This is a genomic window from Rhodococcus tibetensis (assembly GCF_024438035.1).
Taxonomy (GTDB): Bacteria; Actinomycetota; Actinomycetes; order Mycobacteriales; family Mycobacteriaceae; genus Rhodococcus_F; species Rhodococcus_F tibetensis.
Window position 1 is genome coordinate 160,974 of the sequence record NZ_JANFQF010000013.1, and the last position, 21,019, is coordinate 181,992.

Genomic DNA, 21,019 nt, shown 5'->3' on the forward strand with positions numbered 1-21,019 from the left:
AACCCGCCCCTGTTCTACGAGGCGGTCAGCGTGGTGAGAGCCGCGCGCCCGCATCCAACCGGATGACTTCACCGTTGAGCATCTCGTTGGTGATGACCGCACATGCCAGGTCGGCGAATTCGGTCGGCCTGCCCAGGCGCTGCGGATAAGCCACCGACGCGGTCAGCTGTTCCTGCAACTCTGCCGGGAGGTCCGTCGTGAGCGCCGTCTCGAAAGCGCCGGGAGCAATTGCGGTGCAGCGAATTCCGTACTGGGCTAGTTCTCGCGCCGCCGGTAGCAACATCCCGATGACACCGGCCTTCGACGCCGAGTAGGCCAGCTGTCCCTGCTGTCCCTCGTAGGCGGCGATGCTCGCGGTAGTGACGATTACGCCGTTCTCCCCGTCCGGTCGCTGGTCTCTGCTCATCCGCCACGCGGCCGCGCGCAGAACGTGAAAGGTGCCCACCAGGTTCACGTCGATCACCCTGGTGAACCGGCCGGGATCCACCGGCCCGTCCCTGCCGATGAGTCGAAAGCCTCCGGCTATTCCCGCGCAGTGCACCACGATGTCCACCCGGCCGAACGCCGATACCGCTGCGTCGAAGGCCGCGTCGACCTCGGTGGCCGAGCCGACGTCCGCGGTGAGCGGAAGCCAGGTGTCGGTGGCCTCGCCCGGCGGGGCCGTCAGGTCGAGAGCCGCGACTCGGGCGCCGCGCTGTGACAGCAGGTGCGCGGTGGCTAGGCCCAACCCCGCGCCGGCGCCGGTGACCACGGCTACTGCTCCGGGAATCTGCATTTGTTACCTCCTGTGTGTGATCGGACCCGCCTTCACGGTGTGGTGCGGGCCACGAATAGATGTTGATGTGATCTAGGTCTTGCTTTCCTCCACGAAACCGCGTTACCCTTCCGAGTGACAGGATAACAGTTCAGCCCCCTGGATGCAGCCAGCTCTTCGACCGAAGTGCTTGGCCCCGAGACTGATTCAGCCCGCCCAACTGTGAGGCGTGGACGAGTGGAGGATCCGCATGCTGTCGCATGAAGACAACGAACTCCTGACCCGAGTAGAGGGTGCAGCGCCGATGGGCGCGTACCTGCGTGAGTACTGGACGCCCGCGGTCCGCTCGGAGCGGTTGGTCGCCGACGGCGCGCCCGTGCAGGTGAGACTGTTCGGTGAGAATTTCGTGGCCTTCCGCGCCACGAATGGACAAGTGGGCTTTCTGGACGAGGCGTGCCCGCACCGAGGGGCATCACTGGCTCTGGCCCGCAACGAGAACTGCGCCCTGCGGTGCATTTATCACGGCTGGAAGATCGACGTCACGGGCACGGTCGTGGAGGTGCCGTCCGAGCCCGCGGAGCGCCTGACGGACATGGCCGACAAGATCGCGGTCGGCAAGTACCCCGCACGCGAGGCCGGCGGGGTGGTCTGGGTGTATCTCGGGGCGCACGACGATCCGCCGTCGTTTCCCCGCTTCCCGTTCGACGATGTCCCCGCGGATCACGTCCGCGCCCTGGCAGCGGAGACGAACTGCAACTGGCTGCAGGCGGTGGAGGGCACCCTGGACTCCTCGCACGTGTCGATCCTTCACCAGTCGTGGTTGGGTCAGAGCAGCGGCAGCCTGGGCGAGACGGCCGAGGACTCGGCGCCGCGGTACGAATCCGATGACACCGGCTACGGCATCCGGTTCGCCGCCATCCGACACGCGGGTGCGGACCGGATGCACGTGCGGGTCACCGAATTCGTCATGCCGTGGACGGCGTACATCCCGACCGGCGACGAGGATCGGATCGCGATCATCGGAACGCCCATCGACGACGAGCACTCTCGGCAATGGTTCATCCGGTGGAACGACGACCATCCGCTCACCGAGGACACCGACACGCACTTCTGGTACCGCGACCTGACGGGAGCACCGGACGACTTCGCCGAGCTGGTCCGCGGCAAGCAGAGCTGGGGACAGGATCGAGCGCTCATGGCCGCGGGGCACTTCTCCGGGTTCAGCAACCTCGTCCTCGAGGACGTCGCGATCCAGGAGAGCCAGGGTCCGATCGTCGACCGCAGCCGGGAGAAGCTGGGCACCAGCGACATCGCGGTAGTCAGGACCCGCCGAATGCTGCTGAACTCCGTTCGCACACATGAGAAGAACGCGGAGGTGTTCGGGCAGGCAGATCCGTTCGCCCGGCCGGGCACCGCCGGCGTCGCGATGACGCTCGACACCGGTGACGACTGGCGCACCGCGGCGACCGGTGAGGCGCGCTATGTCTAGCGCAACCGGTGTCGACTTCGCGGACTGGCAGGCGATCCGCGAGCTGACCGCAACCTACAACCGGTGCTTCGACAACGCGGATGCGACCGAGTGGGCCGGAACCTTCCTCGAATCCGGGCGCCTGGAAGTCGCGGGCGAAGGCGTCACGTACACCGGGCACACCGAGCTCGGTCAGTTCTGCCGGTCCCGTGGATGGGGCATCCTGCACATGACCCTCGATCCCGAAGTGACGGTCGACGGTGATCGCGCCGAGCAACGCTGCAACCTGCTGATGTTTCGCCGCTACCCGACCCAGGAACAGCCCACACTCATGGCGACCGGTCGCTACACGGACAACCTGGTCCGCACCCCCGACGGATGGCGCTTCGGCAGCAGGGTCGTTCAGTTGGACACGCGCCTCGGTGCGAGCAAGGAGCAGTCGCGATGAGATCTGACACTCGTGGCATTGACGTGAGAGCGGGCGAAGCCGACTCAGTGGCCGACGTCGTGGTGTTCGGCTCCGGCGCAGGGGGTCTCGCAGCTGCGGTGACCGCCGCCGCGGCAGGATGCACCGTGCAGCTATTCGAGAAGGCCGGCACCGTGGGTGGGACGACCGCGAAATCGGGCGGTGTGTATTGGATTCCCGGTAACCACCTGATGGACGAACGCGGCATCGACGATCCCGAGGACCGTGCCGTTCGATACATGGCCCGAGTCAGTGCCCCCGACCGCTACCGCGCCGACGATGCCCTGTTCGGGCTGACTAAATGGGAACACGACCTCATCAGCGGCTACTACGGGCTCGCATCCGAAGCGGTCGAGTTCCTCGGTGGCATCGGGGCGCTGCGCTCCACGATGGAGTTGGCGCTAAGGTTTCCGGATTACCACATGGGCCTGCCGGAACAGGGCGGGGTGTATGGCCGGGCCCTGTGCCCCGCCGACGACGAGGGCCGGCCGACTGATGGTGCCGATCTTGTCGCGCAGTTGACCGCGGCCGCGCGGCGGCTGGGCGTACGGGTCGCGACGCGTCAGGCGTTCACCGACTTGCTCGTCGACGGCGGTCGGGTGGTCGGTGCGGTCGTCCGCGATCTCGAGAACGCCCGCGACTGCGAGGTCCGGGCACGACTCGGTGTGGTGCTCGCGGTCGGGGGCTTCACTCACGACCCGGGACGCAGGGAACAGCACCTGCCCGCGCGGGTCTGGGGTGGGTGCGCCGCCCCGGCGAATACCGGTGACGCGCTCGGCGCCCTCGAGTCCCTCGGGATCCCGCTGCACAACATGGAGTGTGCATGGTGGGACCAGGTCGCGATCGAGCACACTCACCAGGGCTCCACCGAGACGCGAGCCGGAATGTGGGTGGCCCCAGGAGATTCGTCGCTGATCGTGGATCTCGCGGGGCGCCGCGTCGGTAACGAGAAGCTGTTCTACAGTGATCGGGCCAAAATCCACCTCGGTGACGGTGCGCCTGAGCTGTTGGTGCTGCTCTTCGACAGCCGAACCGAGCAACTGTTCTCCACCGAACAGTTCGCCTACCCGCTCGCGCTGCCGGGGGAATCCACCTCGCACCTCGTCTCGGGCGATAGCTGGGAACAGTTGTGCGCGGGGCTCGAGAGCCGATTGCAATCACTACGATCCGTGACCGGTGGCGCGCGATTGAGAAGTGACTTCCGGTCAAACCTCGCAGCGACCATCGCGCGGTTCAACGACTTGGCGGCCGCGGGCGTCGATGCAGACCACGGTCGTGGCGTCGAGCCGATCGAGATGTTCTTCACCGGTGAACCACGCGCCGGGGGCGGACCCAACCCGGTGATGGCGCCCCTGAGCGAGGCGGGGCCGTACCACGCGGTCTTGATCGGTCTCGGGACCCTTGACACCAAGGGCGGGCCGCGCACCACGACCACCGGCCAGGTGCTCGACGAAAACAGTGACCCGGTTCCCGGCCTGTACGCGGTGGGGAACTGCGCCGCGTCGCCGTCCAACGACGGCTACTGGGCGGCCGGCGCGACCATCGGCCCGGCCCTGGCGTTCGGCTACGGCGCCGGCCGGCACCTCACGGCGCAACGCCCCATCGGAACATATGCACACGAGCAGGGAGTGACATCGTGACCTTCGTCATCGGGGCCCCGTGCGTGGACGTCATGGACCGGTCCTGCCTGCAGGAATGCCCGGTCGACTGCATATATGAGGGCGAACGCAAGCTGTACATCAATCCCGCCGAGTGCATCGACTGCGGTGCCTGTGAGCCGGCCTGCCCGGTAGAGGCGATCGCCTCCGACCGGGACGACGACGAGGACTTCGAACCTTTCGTCGCCGACGCAATCGAGTTCTTCCAGACCGTGCTACCAGGCCGCGACGAACCCATCGGCTCTCCCGGCGGGGCCCGGAGCCTTGGACCCGTTGCAGCGGACAGCAGCTACGTCCGCGCGATGCCGCGAGCCGGCTCCGACCACTGACCGCAACACCGACCTCGAGCGAACACGAAACAAGGAGACACGACATGACCAAGGTGACAGTCGTCAGCGCGCACGGCATGGACTGGGTATGGCGCACGGGCGGAACAATTCTCAAGTACGTCCAAGCCGGGGCGGACGTGACCGTCGTGTGCCTGTCGATGGGGGAGCGAGGCGAGTCCGCGTCGGCGTGGGCAGAGCCCGGCCAGACGGCCGAGAAGGTCCGAGCGCTCCGCCTGGGAGAGGCGGAGAAGGCCGCGGCCGTGGCCGGTGTGGAACTACGCACCTATGACTGGGGCGACTACCCGATGGTCATCGACAACGATCGCCGCCTCGAAATGGTTCGGCTGCTCCGCGAACTTCGACCCGATGTCGTACTCACCCACGGCCGACGAGACCCCAACAACCCCGATCACGTCGCGACGGCCGACCTGGTCGAGGCCGCCGCGATCTGGTCACGCGCGCACGGACGTCTCCCCGCAGCGGCGCGGCACGTCGTGCGCCAGATCCACGGTTATGAACCGGAGTTTCCCGAGTTCTGCGACTTCACGCCCGACACCTACATCGACATCAGCGACGTCGCAGACCAGAAACTCGAGATGATGCAGTGCTCGCAGGTGCAGCAGTTCATGATCGAGGTCTACGAGCAGCGGGCCCGCTATCGGGCGATCATGGCGGGGCTCCTGCTCGAGCGGAAGGTCACACACGCAGAGGCGTTCGAGCGCTTCCTGCCCGCGGCCGGGGACCTGTTCTGATGACGAACCACCAAATCAGTCCGTCGATTTTCGCTCGAGTGGACCGCACAGCGGGCGCGCTCTCGGTGGAATTCGCCGAACTCGGCGTCGCGACGGTGCACGAGTCGCAGGGTCGCAGTGGCCTGATGGATCCCGCGATCAAGCCGCTCGTCGAGGGATCCCGGGTCGCCGGCCCGGCCGTGACATGCCTCAACCAGCCCGGCGACAACCTGATGCTGCTGGCGGCCCTGGACCTGTGCCAAGAGGGTGACGTCCTGGTCGTTGCCAACTTGGCCCCGTCCACGGCCGGCATGGTCGGCGAGATCATCTCCAGCATCCTCCTTGCGCGCGGCGCTGCCGGGCTCGTCGTGGACGCCGGAGTCCGCGATGTCCGGGAACTGCGCCGGCTCCCACTGCCGGTGTGGTCCAGGACCGTCTCCGCCACCGGTACCACCAAGGGCGGGCCCGGCTGGGTCAACACACCGGTCGTCGCCGGCGGTGCCACGGTGCGGCCCGGGGACATCGTCGTCGGCGACGACGACGGTGTCGTGGTGGTACCCCGCGAGTCCGCCGGGGAGGTTCTCGCCCGCGGCAAGGAGCGGGTCGAGCGGGAGGCGGTGCTACTGAAAGACATCGCGGCCGGCCGCTGGCCGGGCCTGTCTCCGGAGCTGCACGAACAGCTGCGCAAGGTCGGCGTCCAACGGATACCCGAGCCGCACTAGATAAGTCCGGCTTTCACGACACCATTCGAGAGGTCATCTCATGCGCCTGTGTTCCTTCCTGTCCGGCGGACTGCCACACCTCGGAGTCGTTCGCGCCGATGACTCGGTCATCGACGCGACCGCGCTCGTCGACGGTCGGGACGTGGACCTGCCTCGGACGCTGGCGGGCTGGGTCGAGCTCGGTGCCGGTGGCACGGCACGCCTGAACCGGCTCAGTGAGCAGTCCGGATCGGACCATATTGCCGGCCATGTCGGGGAACTCACCCTTCTCGCGCCGATGGGCCGGCTCCCGCGCAACGTCATCTGCGTCGGGGTCAACTACCGCGAGCACATCGACGAGTCCCAGCGCGCGGTCGGCGAGATCGACGTTCCCGACGCCCCGGTGTACTTCACCAAGGACGTGCGGAGCGTCTGCGGCCCGTTCGACGCCATCCCCTGGGACGAGCGGGTGAGCACGCAGCTGGACTGGGAGGTCGAGCTGGCGGTGGTGATCGGGAAGGCCGGTCGCAATATCGGACGGTCGCAAGCACTCGACCACGTCTTCGGCTATGCCGTCTTCAACGACGTCAGCGCCCGCGACGTGCAGCTGTCGCGGAATCAATGGTGGAAGGGCAAGAGCATCGAACGTTCCTCACCGTTGGGACCGTTCATCGTCACGAGCGACGAAATTCCTGATCCGCAGGACCTCGAGCTCCGGTGCTGGGTCGATGGCGAGCAGAAGCAACGCTCGCACACGGGGCTGATGATCCACGACGTCGCCACACTCATCTCGGACCTGAGCAGGACGTTGACACTCGAACCCGGGGACGTCATCAGCACCGGCACCCCGGCCGGTGTCGGCCTGGCCAGCACACCCCAGCAGTGGCTACGCCCCGGATCCCTCTTGGAAAGCGAGATCACCGGGCTCGGCCGCCAGAACAACCACATCATCGACACTGGAGCATGAGGACACATGGCACATCTTGTAGGGGTCTTCGGAACCTCGCACAGCCCCGCGCTGATCGCGCCGGTCTCCGACTGGCCCGCGCTGGAGCCGAACATCGCACGACCCTCCCTGGAGAAGTTAGTGGGCAATGTGCGCGACCATTGGGACGAGCACCAGGCCCGGTACGACATCGCCACGACGAAACTGCGCGCCGCCATCCTGGCTGCGGAGCCCGATGTGCTGCTCATCGTGGGTAGTGATCAGGGCGAGAACTTCGGGCCGCGCTCGGCGCCGGTGTTCGAGATGTTCCTCGGTGAGCAGATCGAGGCCAGTGCCGCGAACCGACGTGATGAGGGCCCCGACCTGTTCCGGATCTCCGTTCCGGTTGCCCACCAGTTGGGCAGGAAAATCTTAGAGTATCTGTGCCACAACGGGTTCGATATCGCCCACGTGTCGGAGACCTCAGACGAGTACGGCATCGGCCACGCGGTCAGCTGGCCGATGCGTTTCCTCGACCTCGCGGACTCCGGTCTCGAGCTGCTTCCGATCATGACCAATGTGTGGAACCCGCCGAACGTGCCGAGCGTGGACCGCTGTGTGGCCTTCGGCCGGGCGCTGCGCGCCGCGATCGCCGCCGCGCCCTCGCAGGCGCGGGTCGCGGTCCTCGCGTCCGGTGGGCTCAGTCACCTTGTGCTGGACGAGGAACTCGACGCCCGGGTGCTCGCCGCCATGCGGTCGAACGACCTTAACTCCTGGGGATCGATCGGGGATGACGAGCTACGGCGCGCACACGAGCACCATGGCCTGCCCCTGCGACTCAACGGCACAGCGGAAATCACAGACTGGATCATCGCGGACGCCTGCGCGCAGGCCCCCGCTGATGTCTTCGACTATGTCCCGGCGTATCGCACGGAATCCGGGTACGGGGTAGGCATGTGCTTTGCCCAGTGGGTCCTGGCGTCCTGACCCGCACCATTACTCAACGCGTGGATCAACGATCGTTCGCGCCCCGGTTTACGCCCGCGCCCTGTGGTGCGACAAACCACACCCTGATCGGAAAGGAATCGCAATGTCAGTGAACGGATACCACGGATCGGAGGAGGACATCCTTCTCTCGATCGAGGACAGGATCGCCTGGATCACCTTCAACCGGCCCGAGACGCTGAACGCCTTTGGCCCCAGTCAGTTCCATCGACTCGCCGATATATTGGACGAACTCTCGGTCAACCCGGAAGTCGGCGTCGTGGTGATGACCGGCAACGGCCGGGCCTTCTCGGCCGGCGGGGACGTGCGGGAGTTCACGAAAAAGGGCCTGGTCGACACCGGTGTCTACGCAATCCGGGCCATGACGTCGATTCGGTCGTGCCGCAAGCCGGTGATCGCGATGGTCAACGGGATCGCAGTCGGCGGCGGCAACGAATTGGTCATCGCGGCCGACCTCGCAATTGCCGCACGTAGCGCTCGACTGGGTCAGGCAGGCACGATGATCGGGGCCTGCCCAGTCCTCGGTGGAACGAACGTCCTTCCGTTGCAGATCGGTGAGAAGCGGGCCAAACAGATCGTCTTCTTCAGCGAAAAGGTCTCGGCCCAACAGGCATTCGAGTGGGGCTGGGTCAACGCGGTCGTCGACGATGCCGACCTGTTGTCGACCACCCGTGAGTGGGCTGAGCGGCTGCTTGCGCTGCATCCCCAGGCACTTCAGATCGCCAAAGCCGGCAGCAACGTGTGGTGGAACTACTCCTACGACACCATGGTCAACGGCCTCGACATGATCGCCATGGGTGTGCCGGCCGAATCTGTCGATGAGGGCCGCGATGCGTTCCTGCAGAAGCGTCCCGCCGATTACTCGCCGTGGCGCTGACCTTCCAATCCCCGCACCGCAACCCTAGCACCTCGCAGAAACGGACTCCGTCATGACTGTTGATGCTTCACAGGCACCGAACACATCGGGGCTCGGTGCCCGGCTCGACCGAATTCCGGTCGCGACGAGCACCCTTCGAATGATGATGATCCTCGTCGGGTTCTTCTACCTGTTCGATGCCGTCGACATCGTCGTGTTCGGAAACACAGTGCCGGCGATGCGCGAACAGTGGGGGCTGAGCGTGAACGACATCGCACTCGGTTCCGCCGCGCCATTCGTCGGGATGTTCATCGGCGCGATCGTCGGCGGGCAGCTCGCCGACCGATTCGGGAGGCGACGAATCATCCTCGGCTCCACCGTGTTGTACTCGGTCTGTTGTCTTGCAACCGCGTTCGCTCCGACCTATGAAGTCGTGGTCGTTCTGCGTGGGCTGACCGGACTGGGCTTGCAGGCGCTGGTCGGTGCAGTGATGGTGTATGCGAGTGAGCTGTTGCCGGCACACATCCGCGGGCGCTACCTCGCGATCATCGCAGCGGTGGGCGCGGTGGCCGTGCCAGTGACGGCGGTGGCCTCGAGGATCATCGTTCCGCTCGGCGACGAGGCCTGGCGGTGGATGTATGTGTTCGGATCGCTCGGCATCCTCGGGATCGTGACAGGGTACCGGCGTCTTCCCGAGTCACCCCGGTGGCAAGTTGCCCGGGGCCGACCCGATCTGGCCGAGACCCTGGTGGCCACACTCGAGGCGGAGGCGGTCGCGGCGACGGGAGCGCCCCTTCCGCCCCCGCGCCCGGAGCGGCTCATCCGCACAGGATCGGCGCGCGAGCTATTTTCCAGGAGGTACGTCAGGCGCACGGTGGTCGCGTCCGCGGCGATGGCATGCTTCGTCCTGCTCGCCTACGGGTGGTCGCCATGGTTGCCGTCGCTGCTGACCGGGCGAGGGTACACCCAGGCGGAGGCGTTGACTTTCGTGAGCGTCCTGGGAGTCGCCTCGGTGGCGGGAGCGCTGACCTCCTCGCTGCTCATCGACCGATGGGATCGGAAGAACTACGTGTTCGTCCTGACCGTCTTGCTGGCGGTTCTGCTGTTCGTCTTCGCCGCCACCGGAAATCGATCGGTCATGCTCGTGGTGGGGTTCGCCATCTCGATGCTGATCCACGCGCTACTCACCGCGGTGTACACCTATGCCCCCGAGGTGTTTCCGACGCACCTACGAGGGATCGGCAACGGTGTCGTCAACGGTGTCGGTCGTATCGCTGGGATCGGTGGTCCATTCATCGTGGCGGCGGTATACAGCGCCTTCGACTTCGGCGCGGTGTTCGTCTACCTCGCGGTCGTCGGTGTGGTGCTCGGGCTCGGGCTGATGCTGTTCGGCGAACAGACCACCAACAGGTCCCTCGAGGACATCGCGGCCGACGCCGGAGAAGCCGAACTCTCTCACTGAACGAACGCGACCGGTGTTACGTGGGCGGAATCGTCACGACGACGGTGATCGGGTCGCAGCTACTTCGACCGGCGTTGCCGTCGTCGTTACGCCTACCGGCCGATGCGGACGCGCATGTGGTGGTCGAGGTCGCCGGTCCGGGGACGAGGTCTTCCCTCGATACCGTAGCGCGGTTGGGCATGCATTGGGTCCACGGGAGAAGCGGGGGCTCGGTCTCACCTCGACGGCCCGATGGGTGAGCGCTCGCGGTGGTCTGCAGCGCCCGGTAGCCGAAGACCGGGTCACGTTACCGGCTTTCGGGCAGGCGAGGCCGCCACCGTGATGCGAATCCCGCGGCGGTATCTGCGTCCGGACGGCGGCATCGCCCCATCCGGACTCCGCGCAGTGCCGTTGATCCGCCCTCATCAGGACTGTCGTGGCAGGACGGCACGCCCTCGAGCTCGGGATGTTCGCGGCACAGCGCACCGCGGTGGTTCCAGTGTCCGAACGCGGGAAACGCCACGACCGAGCGGTGGTCAGGTCGGCCACAGGGTGCGTGACGGCACGGGTTCGGCTGCATTGCCGCCGCTGGGCGGGGGCGCAGGGCGACCTCGGCGACAATATCGCTCTACGATAGGGCATTCCAGATTAACCATGATCCGAGGCTCCGACCAGGTGGTATTTGCGTGCGCGATCTAGCGCGCACTCGCGGCGGGTATTCGTCGCCACTCTTTCCTGATCCATTGCGCGTTCCGAATCCCTCACGCTGCCCGACTTGACTACGTGCGCGTCGAGAACCGGCACGGCGTGTCCGCCATGCCTGCGGGGAATGTGTTCGGTATCGCCGGCCACCGGGCCCCGCCGATCGTTGTTCACCTCGCCTCAACGGTGAGGGCCGGGCGATTTGCGTGTCCGCATCTCGCAGGAACGGGATCGGCGAAAGCCGGGCGCAGGTGGCCGCGGGTGGAACACGGACGTCATTGGCTTCCACTGCACTCCCGCGCCCTGCCTCTCGAGATGGTGCACCATGCCCGCGCGCGGGCGCAGGCAGACGGATTGCTCGGGGGATTCGTTGGCGAGCGTCGCGGTTCGCCGAACACTCTGGCACCGCCATCGTGCCCGAAGCGGGGCCGGGCGGCGCCGGCAGAGAAACCGATCGTTCCGCTTCGGTGGCTGGGGGCGCGGGCGGTAGGGACGGCCGAGCGACAGTTCTGTTGCCCGCGTCTGGGTAGCCGGTTTCATTCGAGGGGATTCACGAAATCCGCCATTGACCTTCCGATCGGAAGGTCTTAGTGTCTAGGCATCGCCCGATGTGGGGCACAACACATTCAACGGCTTCTGGCCCATCCCAATCTGGGGGAGCAGTGGACATCAGCAACAGCCATTACGACAATCGACATGTCGCCACTCTCAATGATCCTGAGGAGATCCACAGCGCGATGCGGGCCAAATGCCCAGTCCAGCACAGCGAAAACCACGGCGGCTTCTGGGCATTGACCCGCTACCAGGACGTCGAGGCGGCAACTCGCGACACGACGCGGTTCTCGTCCCTCCCGACCATCACATTGCCATCGGTCGGTGCGCCGAGGCCCTTCATTCCCATGGAGTCCGACCCACCGGAGCACTCGAAGTACCGCTCGCTCCTCAACGTCGTATTCAGCGCGCGCAGGATCGCCGAACTCGAGGGTGAGATCCGCAAGCACGCAGTGCAGCTGATCGACCGGTTCGCCGCGGCGGGCGAGGCGGATCTGGCGCGGGACCTGATCTTCCCGCTGACCTCGAGGGTGATCACCTGGTTGCTCGGAATTCCCGACGAGGACGTATCCCGTTTCAGCGACTGGTCATTAGCGTTGGTATCCGTCACCTCGCCGGAGGCGGGAGCGGCGCTCCAGATGGAGATTCGTGACTACTACGTTCGGCTGATCGCGGCCCGCAGAGAGAACCCGACACGGGACCTCGCCAGCCACCTGCTCGCATCGACCATCGACGACCGTCCGGTCACTTCGGAGGAAACCCTCGACATCTACCTCTCGCTGACCGGGGCCGGCGGCGAGACAACGGCCGCTGCGGCAAACCACATCTTCACCTTGGTCGACCGTCACCCCGATCTGCGGTCGCAGCTGCAGGCCAGGCCCGAGATTTTGACCACCGCGATCGAAGAATTCCTGCGCTATGTCACACCGGTCCCAGGCTTCGCCCGCACGACCACCTGCGCGGTCGAGGTGGCGGGGACGGTGATCCCGGAAGGCGAGCGGGTGTGGATGTCGTGGCTGTCGGCTAACCACGACGCCGCCGCCTTCGAAGAACCGGCCACGATCGTCCTGGATAGAAAGCCCAACCGACACCTCGCGTTCGGTGCGGGCGTCCACCGCTGCCCGGGAGCGCCCCTCGCCCGGCTCGAGCTCGCGATCATGGTCGACGAGGTCCTCCGCAGGATCCCGGACTACCGATTGGCCGATCCGGGCGCGGTGCGGATCTCGGAGGGGCAGACGCGAGTCATTCGCTCGTTGCCAATCGTCTTTACGCCCGAACCATGAACACCCACAGCGGGATCAAGGCGCTTCTCACCCAACACACCACGTGCAGGAGATACACATGAGAGCTGCAGTCAGCCGCGAAGTCGGTCAGATCGGCATCGAAGAGCTACCGGACCCAAGACCGCGGGCAGGTGAGGTGAGGGTCCGCCTGGTGAGTTCCGGAATTTGCCACACCGATGTCTCGGTGTTAGCCGGACATCTGCCCTCGCCGCGCCCGATCGTCCTCGGACACGAAGGCGCTGGTGTTATCGACGAGCTCGGTCCGGGGGTGGACGGCCTCGCCATCGGCGATCACGTGATCTGCTCGATCATCACCTCCTGCCACGCGTGCTTCCAGTGCCTGCGCGGAGAGTACGCACTCTGCGAACGCGCGGTCGGCTTTTCAGGAACAATGCTTGACGGCACCACGAGGCTTCAATCCGGGGAAGCGGACGTCCATACCCTCTTCTGCCAGGGTTCCTTCTCCGAGTACGCGGTCGTGCCGGCATCGGCGACGGTAAAGATTCGACAAGACGCGCCGCTCGACAAGCTCGCTGGGCTCGGGTGTGCCTGGTCGACGGGTTTGGGGGCAGCCATCGTCCGCGCGGAGGTCAGACCGGGAAGCAGTGTTGTTGTGATCGGCGCCGGTGGTGTCGGACTCGCGGCAATGATGGGGGCTCGGGCGATGGGAGCCACGTCCGTGATTGCGGTCGACATCGCCGCCCGCAAGCTCGACCGTGCCAAGGATCTGGGCCTGGCATCGCACACGATTACGGCATCCGGATCGGACGCGGTGGATGCGATCCGTGACCTCACCGGCGGTAGGGGCGCCGACTATGGGTTCGACGCGGTGGGAGCCCCGGGCACGTTGGAGACCGCGCTGCAGGCAGTCCGTCCCGGTGGACTGGCAGTGGCGATCGGCGTGATGGATGCGACGGTCACGGCCACGTTCGACCTCTTCGGGTTCTTGATGCAAAAACGACTAACCGGAACCTATGCGGGATCAATCCTTCCGCAACGGGACATTCCCGCCTTCGTGGACCTCTACATGGACGGTCGGCTTCCGTTGGACTCGGTAATCGATGCCACCTACTCACTGGACCAAGTTCCCAAGGCCCTCGACCAGCTCGCCGCGAACGAAATCACCAAGGGTGTGGTGCTGCTATGAGTGCACTGGACATGGACATGTACGTCGACGGTAGCTGGCGTCAGGCGTCCTCGGGCGGGCGGATCGACGTCATCAACCCCGCCCGCACGAGCGAGACCGTCGGGTCGATACCCGACGGCGGGCCCGCGGACATCGACCTCGCGGTCGCCGCCGCGAAGCGCGCGCAGTCCGACTGGTCGCATCGCCCGCTCGCGGAGCGCGCCGCGTTGATTGCCGATGCCGGGACGCGGCTGACCGCCATCGACCCGTCCGGGCCGGAGGCGCTGACCCGGGAGATGGGCAAGATCCTCGCGGAGTCGGTGATGGACTTCCAGTCCCCGCCCTGGGCGTGGTCGCACTATCTCAATGACCCCGATGGACTCGACCGGGCCCTCAACGACCGCCGGTGCGACGACACCGGCCGGCTCGAGATCCGGCGACGGCCGGTTGGCGTCGTCGGGGCGATCGTCCCCTGGAACTGGCCGATCGCACTGCTCGGGGTCAAACTCGGTCCCGCACTGCTGGCGGGCAACACCGTTGTCGCTGTGCCGTCCCCGTACGCCTCGCTGGGTGTGCTCAAGGCCATCGAGGCGATCGGTTCGGCGTTGCCCACGGGTGTGGTCAACGTCGTCACGGGGACCGGCGAGCGCGTCGGTGCGGCCCTGAGCGCGCATCGCGATGTCGACATGATCGCGTTCACCGGCGGACTCGAGGCCGGTCGAGCGGTCGCCCAGGCCCTCGGATCACGGTTGCGCAGAGGTGTGTTCGAACTGGGCGGCAACGATCCCGCCGTACTGCTCGACGACGTGAAGGTCGATGACGACCTGATCCGCAAGCTGGCGGCCGCCTTCACGATGACGTCGGGACAGGTCTGCTTCGCGGTCAAGCGGCTGTACGTCCATCACACCGTCCTCGACGAGGTGACCGCGAAGCTCGGTGACGCCCTGCAGGCGGCGGTCGTCGGCGACGGGCTCGATCCCGGAGTCACGATGGGTCCGCTGGCCAACGAGCGGCAATTCAAGAGGTTCACCTCTCTCCTCGCCGAGGCCGAAGCATCTGGTGCACAAGTGACTACGTTCGGGCGCGCCCGTGACAAGACGACATGGGACGGCGGATACTTTCACCTGCCCACACTGGTCACCGGAGTCGGTGCGCGCGAGCGCATCGTCACCGAGGAGCAGTTCGGGCCCGCACTGCCGATCATCGGGTTCCGCACCGACGCCGAAGCGATCTCGCTCGTGAACGCGACACCGTTCGGCCTGACGTCGAGTATCTGGACCTCGGATCCGAGCCGAGCCTGGGCAATGGCCGATCAGATCGACGCGGGCGCGACCTTCATCAACAAGCACGGCATTGCCGCGTTCGACCCGGGCGCCCCTTTCGGTGGGATGAAGGAGAGCGGGTACGGACGCGAGATGGGTATGGAGGGACTGCTCGAGTTCACCTCGACCCAGCAAATCACCGACCGCCAGATTCCCATGTAGCAACCTGGCGACCGCGGCGGAGTCGAGGGACATCGGGTCCTCGACTCCGCCGCGAACCGGCCAATCAGAGCCGAAGAACAATCTCAACTTCTCGAATGGGTGAATATGCATGACCAACGGTGACCTGGACAGGAACCCGCAGGGTGTACTCGAGCTGCTCGTGCAGCAGGTCACCTGGGAGGCCGACGGTATCGCCTCGCTCCGCTTGATCGACCCGAACGGCGCGTTGCTCCCAGCCTGGACTCCCGGCGCGCATCTGGACCTGGTGCTTCCCTCGGGGAAGGTCCGTCAATACTCGCTGTGTGGTGACATCGGGGACCGCTCGACATACACCATCGCGGTGCTGCGCGACGACGCCGGCCGCGGTGGGTCCGTCGAGCTCCACGACACCGCATGGGTGGGACGACGTATATCAATCAGGGGGCCGCGCAACCATTTCCCACTCATCGAAGCACCCTCGTACCTCTTCGTCGCGGGTGGAATCGGGATCACGCCGATCCTCGCGATGACGCGGGAGGTCAGCGGCCGTGGACTGCCGTGGCGACTGGTCTACGGCGGCCGGAGCACTGCGTCGATGGCCTTCCTGACCGAGCTGGCGACGCTCGGCGGGGAAAACGTCGACGTCGTTCCACAAGACGTGCGGGGGATGCTGGATCTCGACCGCGTCTTCCAGGACCTATCCCCGGGCTCAGCCGTCTACTGCTGCGGGCCCGAGGGAATGATCCGTGCCGCCAAGGGCTGTGCCGCCGCGACCGGGACCGCCGAGGCTCTGCATGTCGAACGGTTCGGCGCGCCCACCAGCGATGTCCAGAACGGCCATTCGACACCGGCGAACACCGGGAACACCGAATTCGAGGTGGAGCTGCGCCGCACCGGCGCGGTGCTGGACGTGCCCACACACCGGACCCTGATCGACGTCGTGCGCGAGGCCGTCCCGGACTTCCTGTCCGACTGCGAGGAGGGATACTGCGGCGCCTGCGAGGTGCGCGTCCTCGAAGGCAGCCCGGAGCACCGTGATCTGTTGCTTTCGGAGACCGAACGCGAGGTGGGCGACCGAATGATGATCTGCGTCGGGCGGTCACAGTCCCCGCGACTGGTCCTCGACTTGTAGAACTAGGAGTTCTGTTGCAACCCATCATCTTTCCCGACATCGGCAACCCTGTGCGCGCGTCCGCGGGCTTCCGCTACGACGACGCCGCCACCGCCCCTGCCCACTCGCGGGTACGCCCGCTCGATCAGTTGATCGCAGACGAGGTCGTCTCGGGTGCCTCGATCCACTTCCCGTGGCTCTCCACGCGCGCCTATGCCGCACTGTTCGAGGTGATCCGGCAGGCCCGCTCCGGCCGCCTCCGCGGGCTGACGGTTATCTCCGCGTCGCTGCGCGCGGAGGTCGGGCTGCTAGTCGCCTCGGGCGGCGTGGACAAGCTCATCACCTCGTTCGCCGCGACCACCTATCCGGCGGTGCGCCCCAACCCAATTCTTGCCCAGGCGATGAAGGATGGATCGCTGGTCGTCGAGGAGTGGTCCATCCTGGCACTGATCCAGCGGGTACTCGCCGGCGCGCTCGGGTGGCCGTTCGTGCCGGCAGGGACGATGGACGGAACGGACCTGCCGGCCGGCGCGTGGGGCGGCGGTACGACCCCAATCGTGGATCCGTTCGACGGCACGGAATGCTCGGTCATGCCGGCGTTGCGCCCGGACGTGTCGCTGATCCACTGCCCGGTCGCCGACTGGGAGGGCAACGGCATCCTGTTCCCGCCGTTCGCGGAGGACGTCCACACCGTCTATGCCTCTCGCAGGGGCGTGATCCTCACCGCCGACCACATCGTGTCCCCGCCGGACCTGCGCCGGTGGGCCGGGCACGTGCGGGTACCCGCGGCCCGCGTGCTCGGTGTCGCCCACATACCGTTCGGCGCGCACCCGGCGGCGTCACCGGTCCCGGTCCGGGTGGAGGGGGTCGCGGGCTACGGGGAGGACTATCAGTTCCTCACCGAACTGGGGCGTCTGCGGACGAGGGAGGACGCGGAGGTGTTCAGTCGCCGCTGGATCGACGAACCCGCACGCGGGGCGTACCTGAGCGGGCTGGGCCGTGAGCGGATCGAGCACCTCCTCGCGATGGACTTGGACGAGTCCTGGAGGATCGACGAACTCGACCCCGAACCAGAGTCCACTAGGGCCGGGTCGGTGACCCTCGGAGAGCGCCTGGCGGTCTCAGGCGCCCGCGCGATGGGGCAGATGACCCAGGCGTCCGGTGTTCGGACGGTGGTCGCCGGAGCGGGACTGTCACACCTCGCCGCGGCACTCGGAAGGGCAACCCTGCTCGAGAGCGAGCGCGTCGTGGACCTCGTCTTCGAGAGTGGGGTTCTCGGCTACGTGCCCAGACCCCATGACGCCACGCTCTCCAACACCCGCAACCTGCCCACCGCCCGCCATCTCAGCAGCACTCTCGAGGTGCTTGGCATGCTGCTGCCGTCGACGGTCGACACGACGATCGCCGTGCTCTCGGCCGGCGTCCTCGACAGCAGAGGCAACGCGAACAGCAACCGCACCCCGTCCGGCGACTTTCTGGTCGGTGGCGGGGGCAGCACCGATATCGCATCACGCGTCCCGACGATCGCCGTCGTGGCCGCCGACCGGCGAAAGTTCGTAGACGCTGCGGAGTTCGTGAGCTACCACGGCGCGAAGCTCGCCGTCATCGCCACGGACATCGGGCACCTCGAGAAACAGGACGATGTTTACGTTCTCGCGGCCTGGTTTACCGACATGGCGGCGGGACCCGACGACGCGCTCGCGCGCATCCGGAACGCAACCGGGTGGGACGTCCAGCTCGCCGAAGACGTTCGTCCGTTGGCTGCACCGACCCCCGAGGAACTCGACTACCTAAGGGCCATCGACCCGGACGGCAATTTACTCGGGCGACGGCCACACCGAACCCTCTCGGAACCTGCGAAATGAACGCTGAGGACAGGCAACTCGTCCAGTTCGCCGCGAACTGGGCGCCGTTCGGCGGTGCGCCTCCGGGGGAGGTCTTCGTGACTTTCGGTATGTCCGTCGACAGGTACCAGAGCCGGCTCCACCAGATCCTCCACACGCGCGAGGGGGACTGGTTCGCCGATCGCGTCATGAAGGACCGGGGTGCCCGCGTGAATCCGGAAACTCTGGGGTTGGCTGAATATCCGCGACGCCACCCCCGGTTGGGGAAGTGACGGTTCCCCACGGATACACACAATTACTGGACTCGAAGGCTCCAGCCGGTCATGTGCTGTCGTTGATTGGGTGTCAGGGCTGGGTGAGCTCTGGTGGGATGTGTGTCCAGAGGGTGCGGTATCGGTGGGGTGTGCGGGCGTTGCGGATGGCGCGGACCCAGTCGTGTGTGTTCTCCGGTGGCCGGCGGAATCGCAGCGATCGTGGTGGGTGGTCGTGGGGGTTCTGTTGTGCAAGCACAGGGCGGTGAGGGTTGCGTCCATGACGATGGTGTACGAGCCGGATCAGGACGTCACCGGCGTGTCGTAGCCGGAAAGTAGGCGGTCATCGCGTGATTCTTCGAGAGAGCTACCAACTCGACTCGGCGAAAGAGCACGCGATGACCACTGCCCACGATATCGACCTGCACCAGTTCTTGACCGATCGCCTCACTGACGCCAGCCCTGACCTGCTGCGGAGTTTGTTGGCCACGTTCATCGACGCGCTCATGGGCGCCGAGGCCGACACCCTGTGCGGCGCCGGTTACGGCGAACGCTCTTCAGGGCCGCACCAACAGCCGCAACGGGTACCGGCACCGCGACTTCGACACCCGCGCCGGCACTCTCGACGTCGCCATCCCCAAGCTGCGTCAGGGTTCGTATTTCCCAGAGTGGTTGCTGCAGCGCCGCAAACGTGCCGAACGTGCCCTGACCTCGGTGGTGGCCACCTGCTACCTGCTCGGAGTCTCCACCCGCCGGATGGAGAAACTCGTCGACTCCCTCGGCATCACCTCACTGTCGAAGTCGCAGGTCTCCGTCATGGCCAAGGACCTCGACGCCCAGGTCGAGGCGTTCCGCAGCCGACCCTTGGACGCCGGGCCGTACACGTTCGTCGCCGCCGACGCCCTCGTCTTGAAGGTCCGGGAGAACGGGCGGGTGGTCAACGTGCACGCCCTCGTGGTCCTCGGCGTCAACGCCGAGGGCTACCGCGAGATCCTGGGCCTGGACGTAACCTCCAGCGAGGACGGTGCCGGCTGGCTGGCCTTCTTCCGATCGCTGGTCGCTCGCGGTTTGTCCGGGGTGCGGTTGGTGACCTCCGACGCACATGCCGGCCTCGTGTCGGCGATCGGCGCCACCTTGCCCGGGGCCGCCTGGCAGAGGTGCCGGACGCATTATTCGACGAATCTCATGTCCCAGACGCCGAAGAATTCGTGTCCCTGGGTGCGTGCCCTTCTGCACTCTGTTTACGACCAGCCCGACGCCGATTCTGTTCATGCTCAATACGATCGGGTGATCGACGCCTTGTCGGAGAAGCTGCCGAGGGTCGCCGATCATCTCGACGCCGCGCGGGCCGACCTCCTCGCCTTCACGGCCTTCCCGAAGCAGATCTGGCGTCAGATCTGGTCCAACAATCCCCAGGAGAGACTGAACAAGGAAATCCGCCGGCGGACCGATGTCGTCGGGATCTTCCCCGACCGCACCGCCCTCATTCGGCTCGTCGGCGCAGTCCTCGCCGAACAGCACGACGAATGGATCGAAGCCCGCCGCTACCTCGGTCTCGACGTGCTGGCCCGCTCCCGCGGAACCCACACACCATCCGAACCCGCAGAGGAGGTGACACCGGCGGCCCTGACCGCATAACCACCAGCCGAGGAATCACACGACGACGTCGTATACCACCTCACGGGACTTGACCGGTGTCGCCGATGTGTGCATTGTGGTGTGTGACGGACTGCAACGGCCTGCCGGACGCGATCACCGCGGTGTGGGATCGAACGATTGTCCAGACATGTGTTATTCATCTGATACGCAACACCTTTCGGTACGCGTCCCGCAGATACAGGGACGAGATGTCACGGGATCTGCGACCGATCTATACCGCTGCAAACGAAGCTGCGGCGCGGAAGCAGTTCGACGAGTTCACCGGCAAGTGGGGCTCGCGGTATCCGGCGATCATCCGGCTATGGCAGAACGCCTGGACGGAATTCATTCCCTTCCTCGACTATGACGTCGAGATCAGGCGGGTCATCTGCTCGACGAATGCCATCGAGAGCCTCAATGCCGGGTACCGGCGGGCGATCCGGGCACGCGGGCACTTCCCGACGGACCAATCGGCTCTCAAGTGTCGGTATCTCGCGACCCGGGCCCTGGACCCGACTGGGAAGGGCAGAGCACGATGGGCAATGAGGTGGAAGCCGGCACTGAACGCATTCGCGATCACGTTCGAAGACCGGATCACCCCAAGTGAGAACTAAACCGATGTGCCAGAGTCAGATCCACCGAATATCTGATAGTCCCCAGATTGGGGGCGTCGGCGTCGAGGTAGGCGATCGCCGCGTACCGCGGCCCTGTGGGG

The 21,019-nt window shown here is 66.2% G+C and carries 17 protein-coding genes and 2 pseudogenes; 18 read left to right on the top strand and 1 reads right to left on the bottom strand.

From position 1 onward, the window contains the following. Positions 1–25: 25 nt before the first annotated feature. Positions 26–775 (bottom strand): SDR family NAD(P)-dependent oxidoreductase, encoded by a 750-nt coding sequence (locus tag NOF53_RS17085; protein WP_255970817.1) that lies wholly within the window; start codon positions 773–775, stop codon positions 26–28. 229 nt (positions 776–1,004) lie between these two features. On the opposite strand from NOF53_RS17085, the gene NOF53_RS17090 reads away from it, so the two are divergent. The 18 genes and pseudogenes from NOF53_RS17090 to NOF53_RS17175 all read left to right on the top strand — a co-directional run. Beyond that, the gene (locus tag NOF53_RS17090; RefSeq protein WP_255970819.1) at positions 1,005–2,243 is read left to right on the top strand and encodes a Rieske 2Fe-2S domain-containing protein; all 1,239 of its coding nucleotides are present in this window, start codon (positions 1,005–1,007) and stop codon (positions 2,241–2,243) included. Next, positions 2,236–2,670, top strand: a complete 435-nt coding sequence (locus tag NOF53_RS17095) for a nuclear transport factor 2 family protein (protein ID WP_255970821.1) — start codon at positions 2,236–2,238, stop codon at positions 2,668–2,670. The genes NOF53_RS17090 and NOF53_RS17095 overlap by 8 nt, the downstream gene beginning before the upstream one ends. Continuing rightward, positions 2,667–4,328, top strand: a complete 1,662-nt coding sequence (locus tag NOF53_RS17100) for an FAD-dependent oxidoreductase (RefSeq protein WP_255970823.1) — start codon at positions 2,667–2,669, stop codon at positions 4,326–4,328. Before NOF53_RS17095 ends, NOF53_RS17100 begins: the two co-directional genes overlap by 4 nt. After that, positions 4,325–4,675: a ferredoxin gene (fdxA, locus tag NOF53_RS17105; RefSeq protein WP_250773786.1), complete on the top strand. Its 351-nt coding sequence runs from the start codon at positions 4,325–4,327 to the stop codon at positions 4,673–4,675. Before NOF53_RS17100 ends, fdxA begins: the two co-directional genes overlap by 4 nt. 44 nt (positions 4,676–4,719) lie before the next feature. Next, positions 4,720–5,427 carry a PIG-L deacetylase family protein gene (locus NOF53_RS17110; protein WP_255970829.1) on the top strand — a complete coding sequence of 236 codons (708 nt, stop codon included), beginning with the start codon at positions 4,720–4,722 and terminating at the stop codon, positions 5,425–5,427. Beyond that, on the top strand, positions 5,427–6,128 hold the full coding sequence (locus tag NOF53_RS17115) for a 4-carboxy-4-hydroxy-2-oxoadipate aldolase/oxaloacetate decarboxylase (RefSeq protein WP_255970832.1): 702 nt from the start codon (positions 5,427–5,429) through the stop codon (positions 6,126–6,128). The genes NOF53_RS17110 and NOF53_RS17115 overlap by 1 nt, the downstream gene beginning before the upstream one ends. A 40-nt stretch (positions 6,129–6,168) precedes the next feature. Beyond that, on the top strand, positions 6,169–7,074 hold the full coding sequence (locus NOF53_RS17120; protein WP_255970834.1) for a fumarylacetoacetate hydrolase family protein: 906 nt from the start codon (positions 6,169–6,171) through the stop codon (positions 7,072–7,074). A gap of 6 nt (positions 7,075–7,080) precedes the next feature. Further along, the gene (locus NOF53_RS17125; RefSeq protein ID WP_255970836.1) at positions 7,081–8,019 is read left to right on the top strand and encodes a DODA-type extradiol aromatic ring-opening family dioxygenase; all 939 of its coding nucleotides are present in this window, start codon (positions 7,081–7,083) and stop codon (positions 8,017–8,019) included. A 103-nt stretch (positions 8,020–8,122) separates the two neighbouring features. Beyond that, positions 8,123–8,914 carry an enoyl-CoA hydratase/isomerase family protein gene (locus tag NOF53_RS17130; protein ID WP_255970838.1) on the top strand — a complete coding sequence of 264 codons (792 nt, stop codon included), beginning with the start codon at positions 8,123–8,125 and terminating at the stop codon, positions 8,912–8,914. A 52-nt stretch (positions 8,915–8,966) separates the two neighbouring features. Continuing rightward, complete coding sequence (locus NOF53_RS17135; protein WP_255970840.1) at positions 8,967–10,355, top strand: MFS transporter; 1,389 nt, start codon at positions 8,967–8,969, stop codon at positions 10,353–10,355. 1,343 nt (positions 10,356–11,698) lie between these two features. Further along, the gene (locus NOF53_RS27730; RefSeq protein ID WP_255970842.1) at positions 11,699–12,871 is read left to right on the top strand and encodes a cytochrome P450; all 1,173 of its coding nucleotides are present in this window, start codon (positions 11,699–11,701) and stop codon (positions 12,869–12,871) included. Positions 12,872–12,929: 58 nt separating this feature from the next. Further along, on the top strand, positions 12,930–14,018 hold the full coding sequence (locus NOF53_RS17145) for a zinc-binding dehydrogenase (protein WP_255970844.1): 1,089 nt from the start codon (positions 12,930–12,932) through the stop codon (positions 14,016–14,018). Further along, the gene (locus tag NOF53_RS17150) at positions 14,015–15,481 is read left to right on the top strand and encodes an aldehyde dehydrogenase family protein (protein WP_255970846.1); all 1,467 of its coding nucleotides are present in this window, start codon (positions 14,015–14,017) and stop codon (positions 15,479–15,481) included. Before NOF53_RS17145 ends, NOF53_RS17150 begins: the two co-directional genes overlap by 4 nt. A gap of 109 nt (positions 15,482–15,590) precedes the next feature. Beyond that, positions 15,591–16,592: a PDR/VanB family oxidoreductase gene (locus tag NOF53_RS17155; protein ID WP_255970848.1), complete on the top strand. Its 1,002-nt coding sequence runs from the start codon at positions 15,591–15,593 to the stop codon at positions 16,590–16,592. 14 nt (positions 16,593–16,606) lie between these two features. Continuing rightward, positions 16,607–18,436: a CoA-transferase gene (locus tag NOF53_RS17160; RefSeq protein ID WP_255970850.1), complete on the top strand. Its 1,830-nt coding sequence runs from the start codon at positions 16,607–16,609 to the stop codon at positions 18,434–18,436. Next, positions 18,433–18,687 (top strand): hypothetical protein, encoded by a 255-nt coding sequence (locus tag NOF53_RS17165; RefSeq protein ID WP_255970852.1) that lies wholly within the window; start codon positions 18,433–18,435, stop codon positions 18,685–18,687. The genes NOF53_RS17160 and NOF53_RS17165 overlap by 4 nt, the downstream gene beginning before the upstream one ends. 377 nt (positions 18,688–19,064) lie before the next feature. Continuing rightward, a pseudogene (locus NOF53_RS17170) lies at positions 19,065–20,304 on the top strand (IS256 family transposase). 55 nt (positions 20,305–20,359) lie between these two features. Further along, positions 20,360–20,918: pseudogene (locus NOF53_RS17175) on the top strand (IS256 family transposase); the annotation flags it as partial. Positions 20,919–21,019 lie beyond the last annotated feature (101 nt).

Excerpts from the sequence above, each read along its gene's own strand:
- NOF53_RS17145 (WP_255970844.1), top strand. The coding sequence starts at position 12,930 with ATGAGAGCTGCAGTCAGCCGCGAAGTCGGTCAGATCGGCATCGAAGAG.
- NOF53_RS17150 (WP_255970846.1), top strand. The coding sequence starts at position 14,015 with ATGAGTGCACTGGACATGGACATGTACGTCGACGGTAGCTGGCGTCAG.
- NOF53_RS17095 (WP_255970821.1), top strand. The coding sequence starts at position 2,236 with ATGTCTAGCGCAACCGGTGTCGACTTCGCGGACTGGCAGGCGATCCGC.
- NOF53_RS17165 (WP_255970852.1), top strand. The coding sequence starts at position 18,433 with ATGAACGCTGAGGACAGGCAACTCGTCCAGTTCGCCGCGAACTGGGCG.
- NOF53_RS17100 (WP_255970823.1), top strand. The coding sequence starts at position 2,667 with ATGAGATCTGACACTCGTGGCATTGACGTGAGAGCGGGCGAAGCCGAC.
- NOF53_RS17130 (WP_255970838.1), top strand. The coding sequence starts at position 8,123 with ATGTCAGTGAACGGATACCACGGATCGGAGGAGGACATCCTTCTCTCG.
- NOF53_RS17125 (WP_255970836.1), top strand. The coding sequence starts at position 7,081 with ATGGCACATCTTGTAGGGGTCTTCGGAACCTCGCACAGCCCCGCGCTG.
- NOF53_RS17120 (WP_255970834.1), top strand. The coding sequence starts at position 6,169 with ATGCGCCTGTGTTCCTTCCTGTCCGGCGGACTGCCACACCTCGGAGTC.
- NOF53_RS17085 (WP_255970817.1), bottom strand. The coding sequence starts at position 775 with ATGCAGATTCCCGGAGCAGTAGCCGTGGTCACCGGCGCCGGCGCGGGG.
- NOF53_RS17110 (WP_255970829.1), top strand. The coding sequence starts at position 4,720 with ATGACCAAGGTGACAGTCGTCAGCGCGCACGGCATGGACTGGGTATGG.
- NOF53_RS17115 (WP_255970832.1), top strand. The coding sequence starts at position 5,427 with ATGACGAACCACCAAATCAGTCCGTCGATTTTCGCTCGAGTGGACCGC.
- NOF53_RS17135 (WP_255970840.1), top strand. The coding sequence starts at position 8,967 with ATGACTGTTGATGCTTCACAGGCACCGAACACATCGGGGCTCGGTGCC.
- NOF53_RS17155 (WP_255970848.1), top strand. The coding sequence starts at position 15,591 with ATGACCAACGGTGACCTGGACAGGAACCCGCAGGGTGTACTCGAGCTG.
- NOF53_RS17090 (WP_255970819.1), top strand. The coding sequence starts at position 1,005 with ATGCTGTCGCATGAAGACAACGAACTCCTGACCCGAGTAGAGGGTGCA.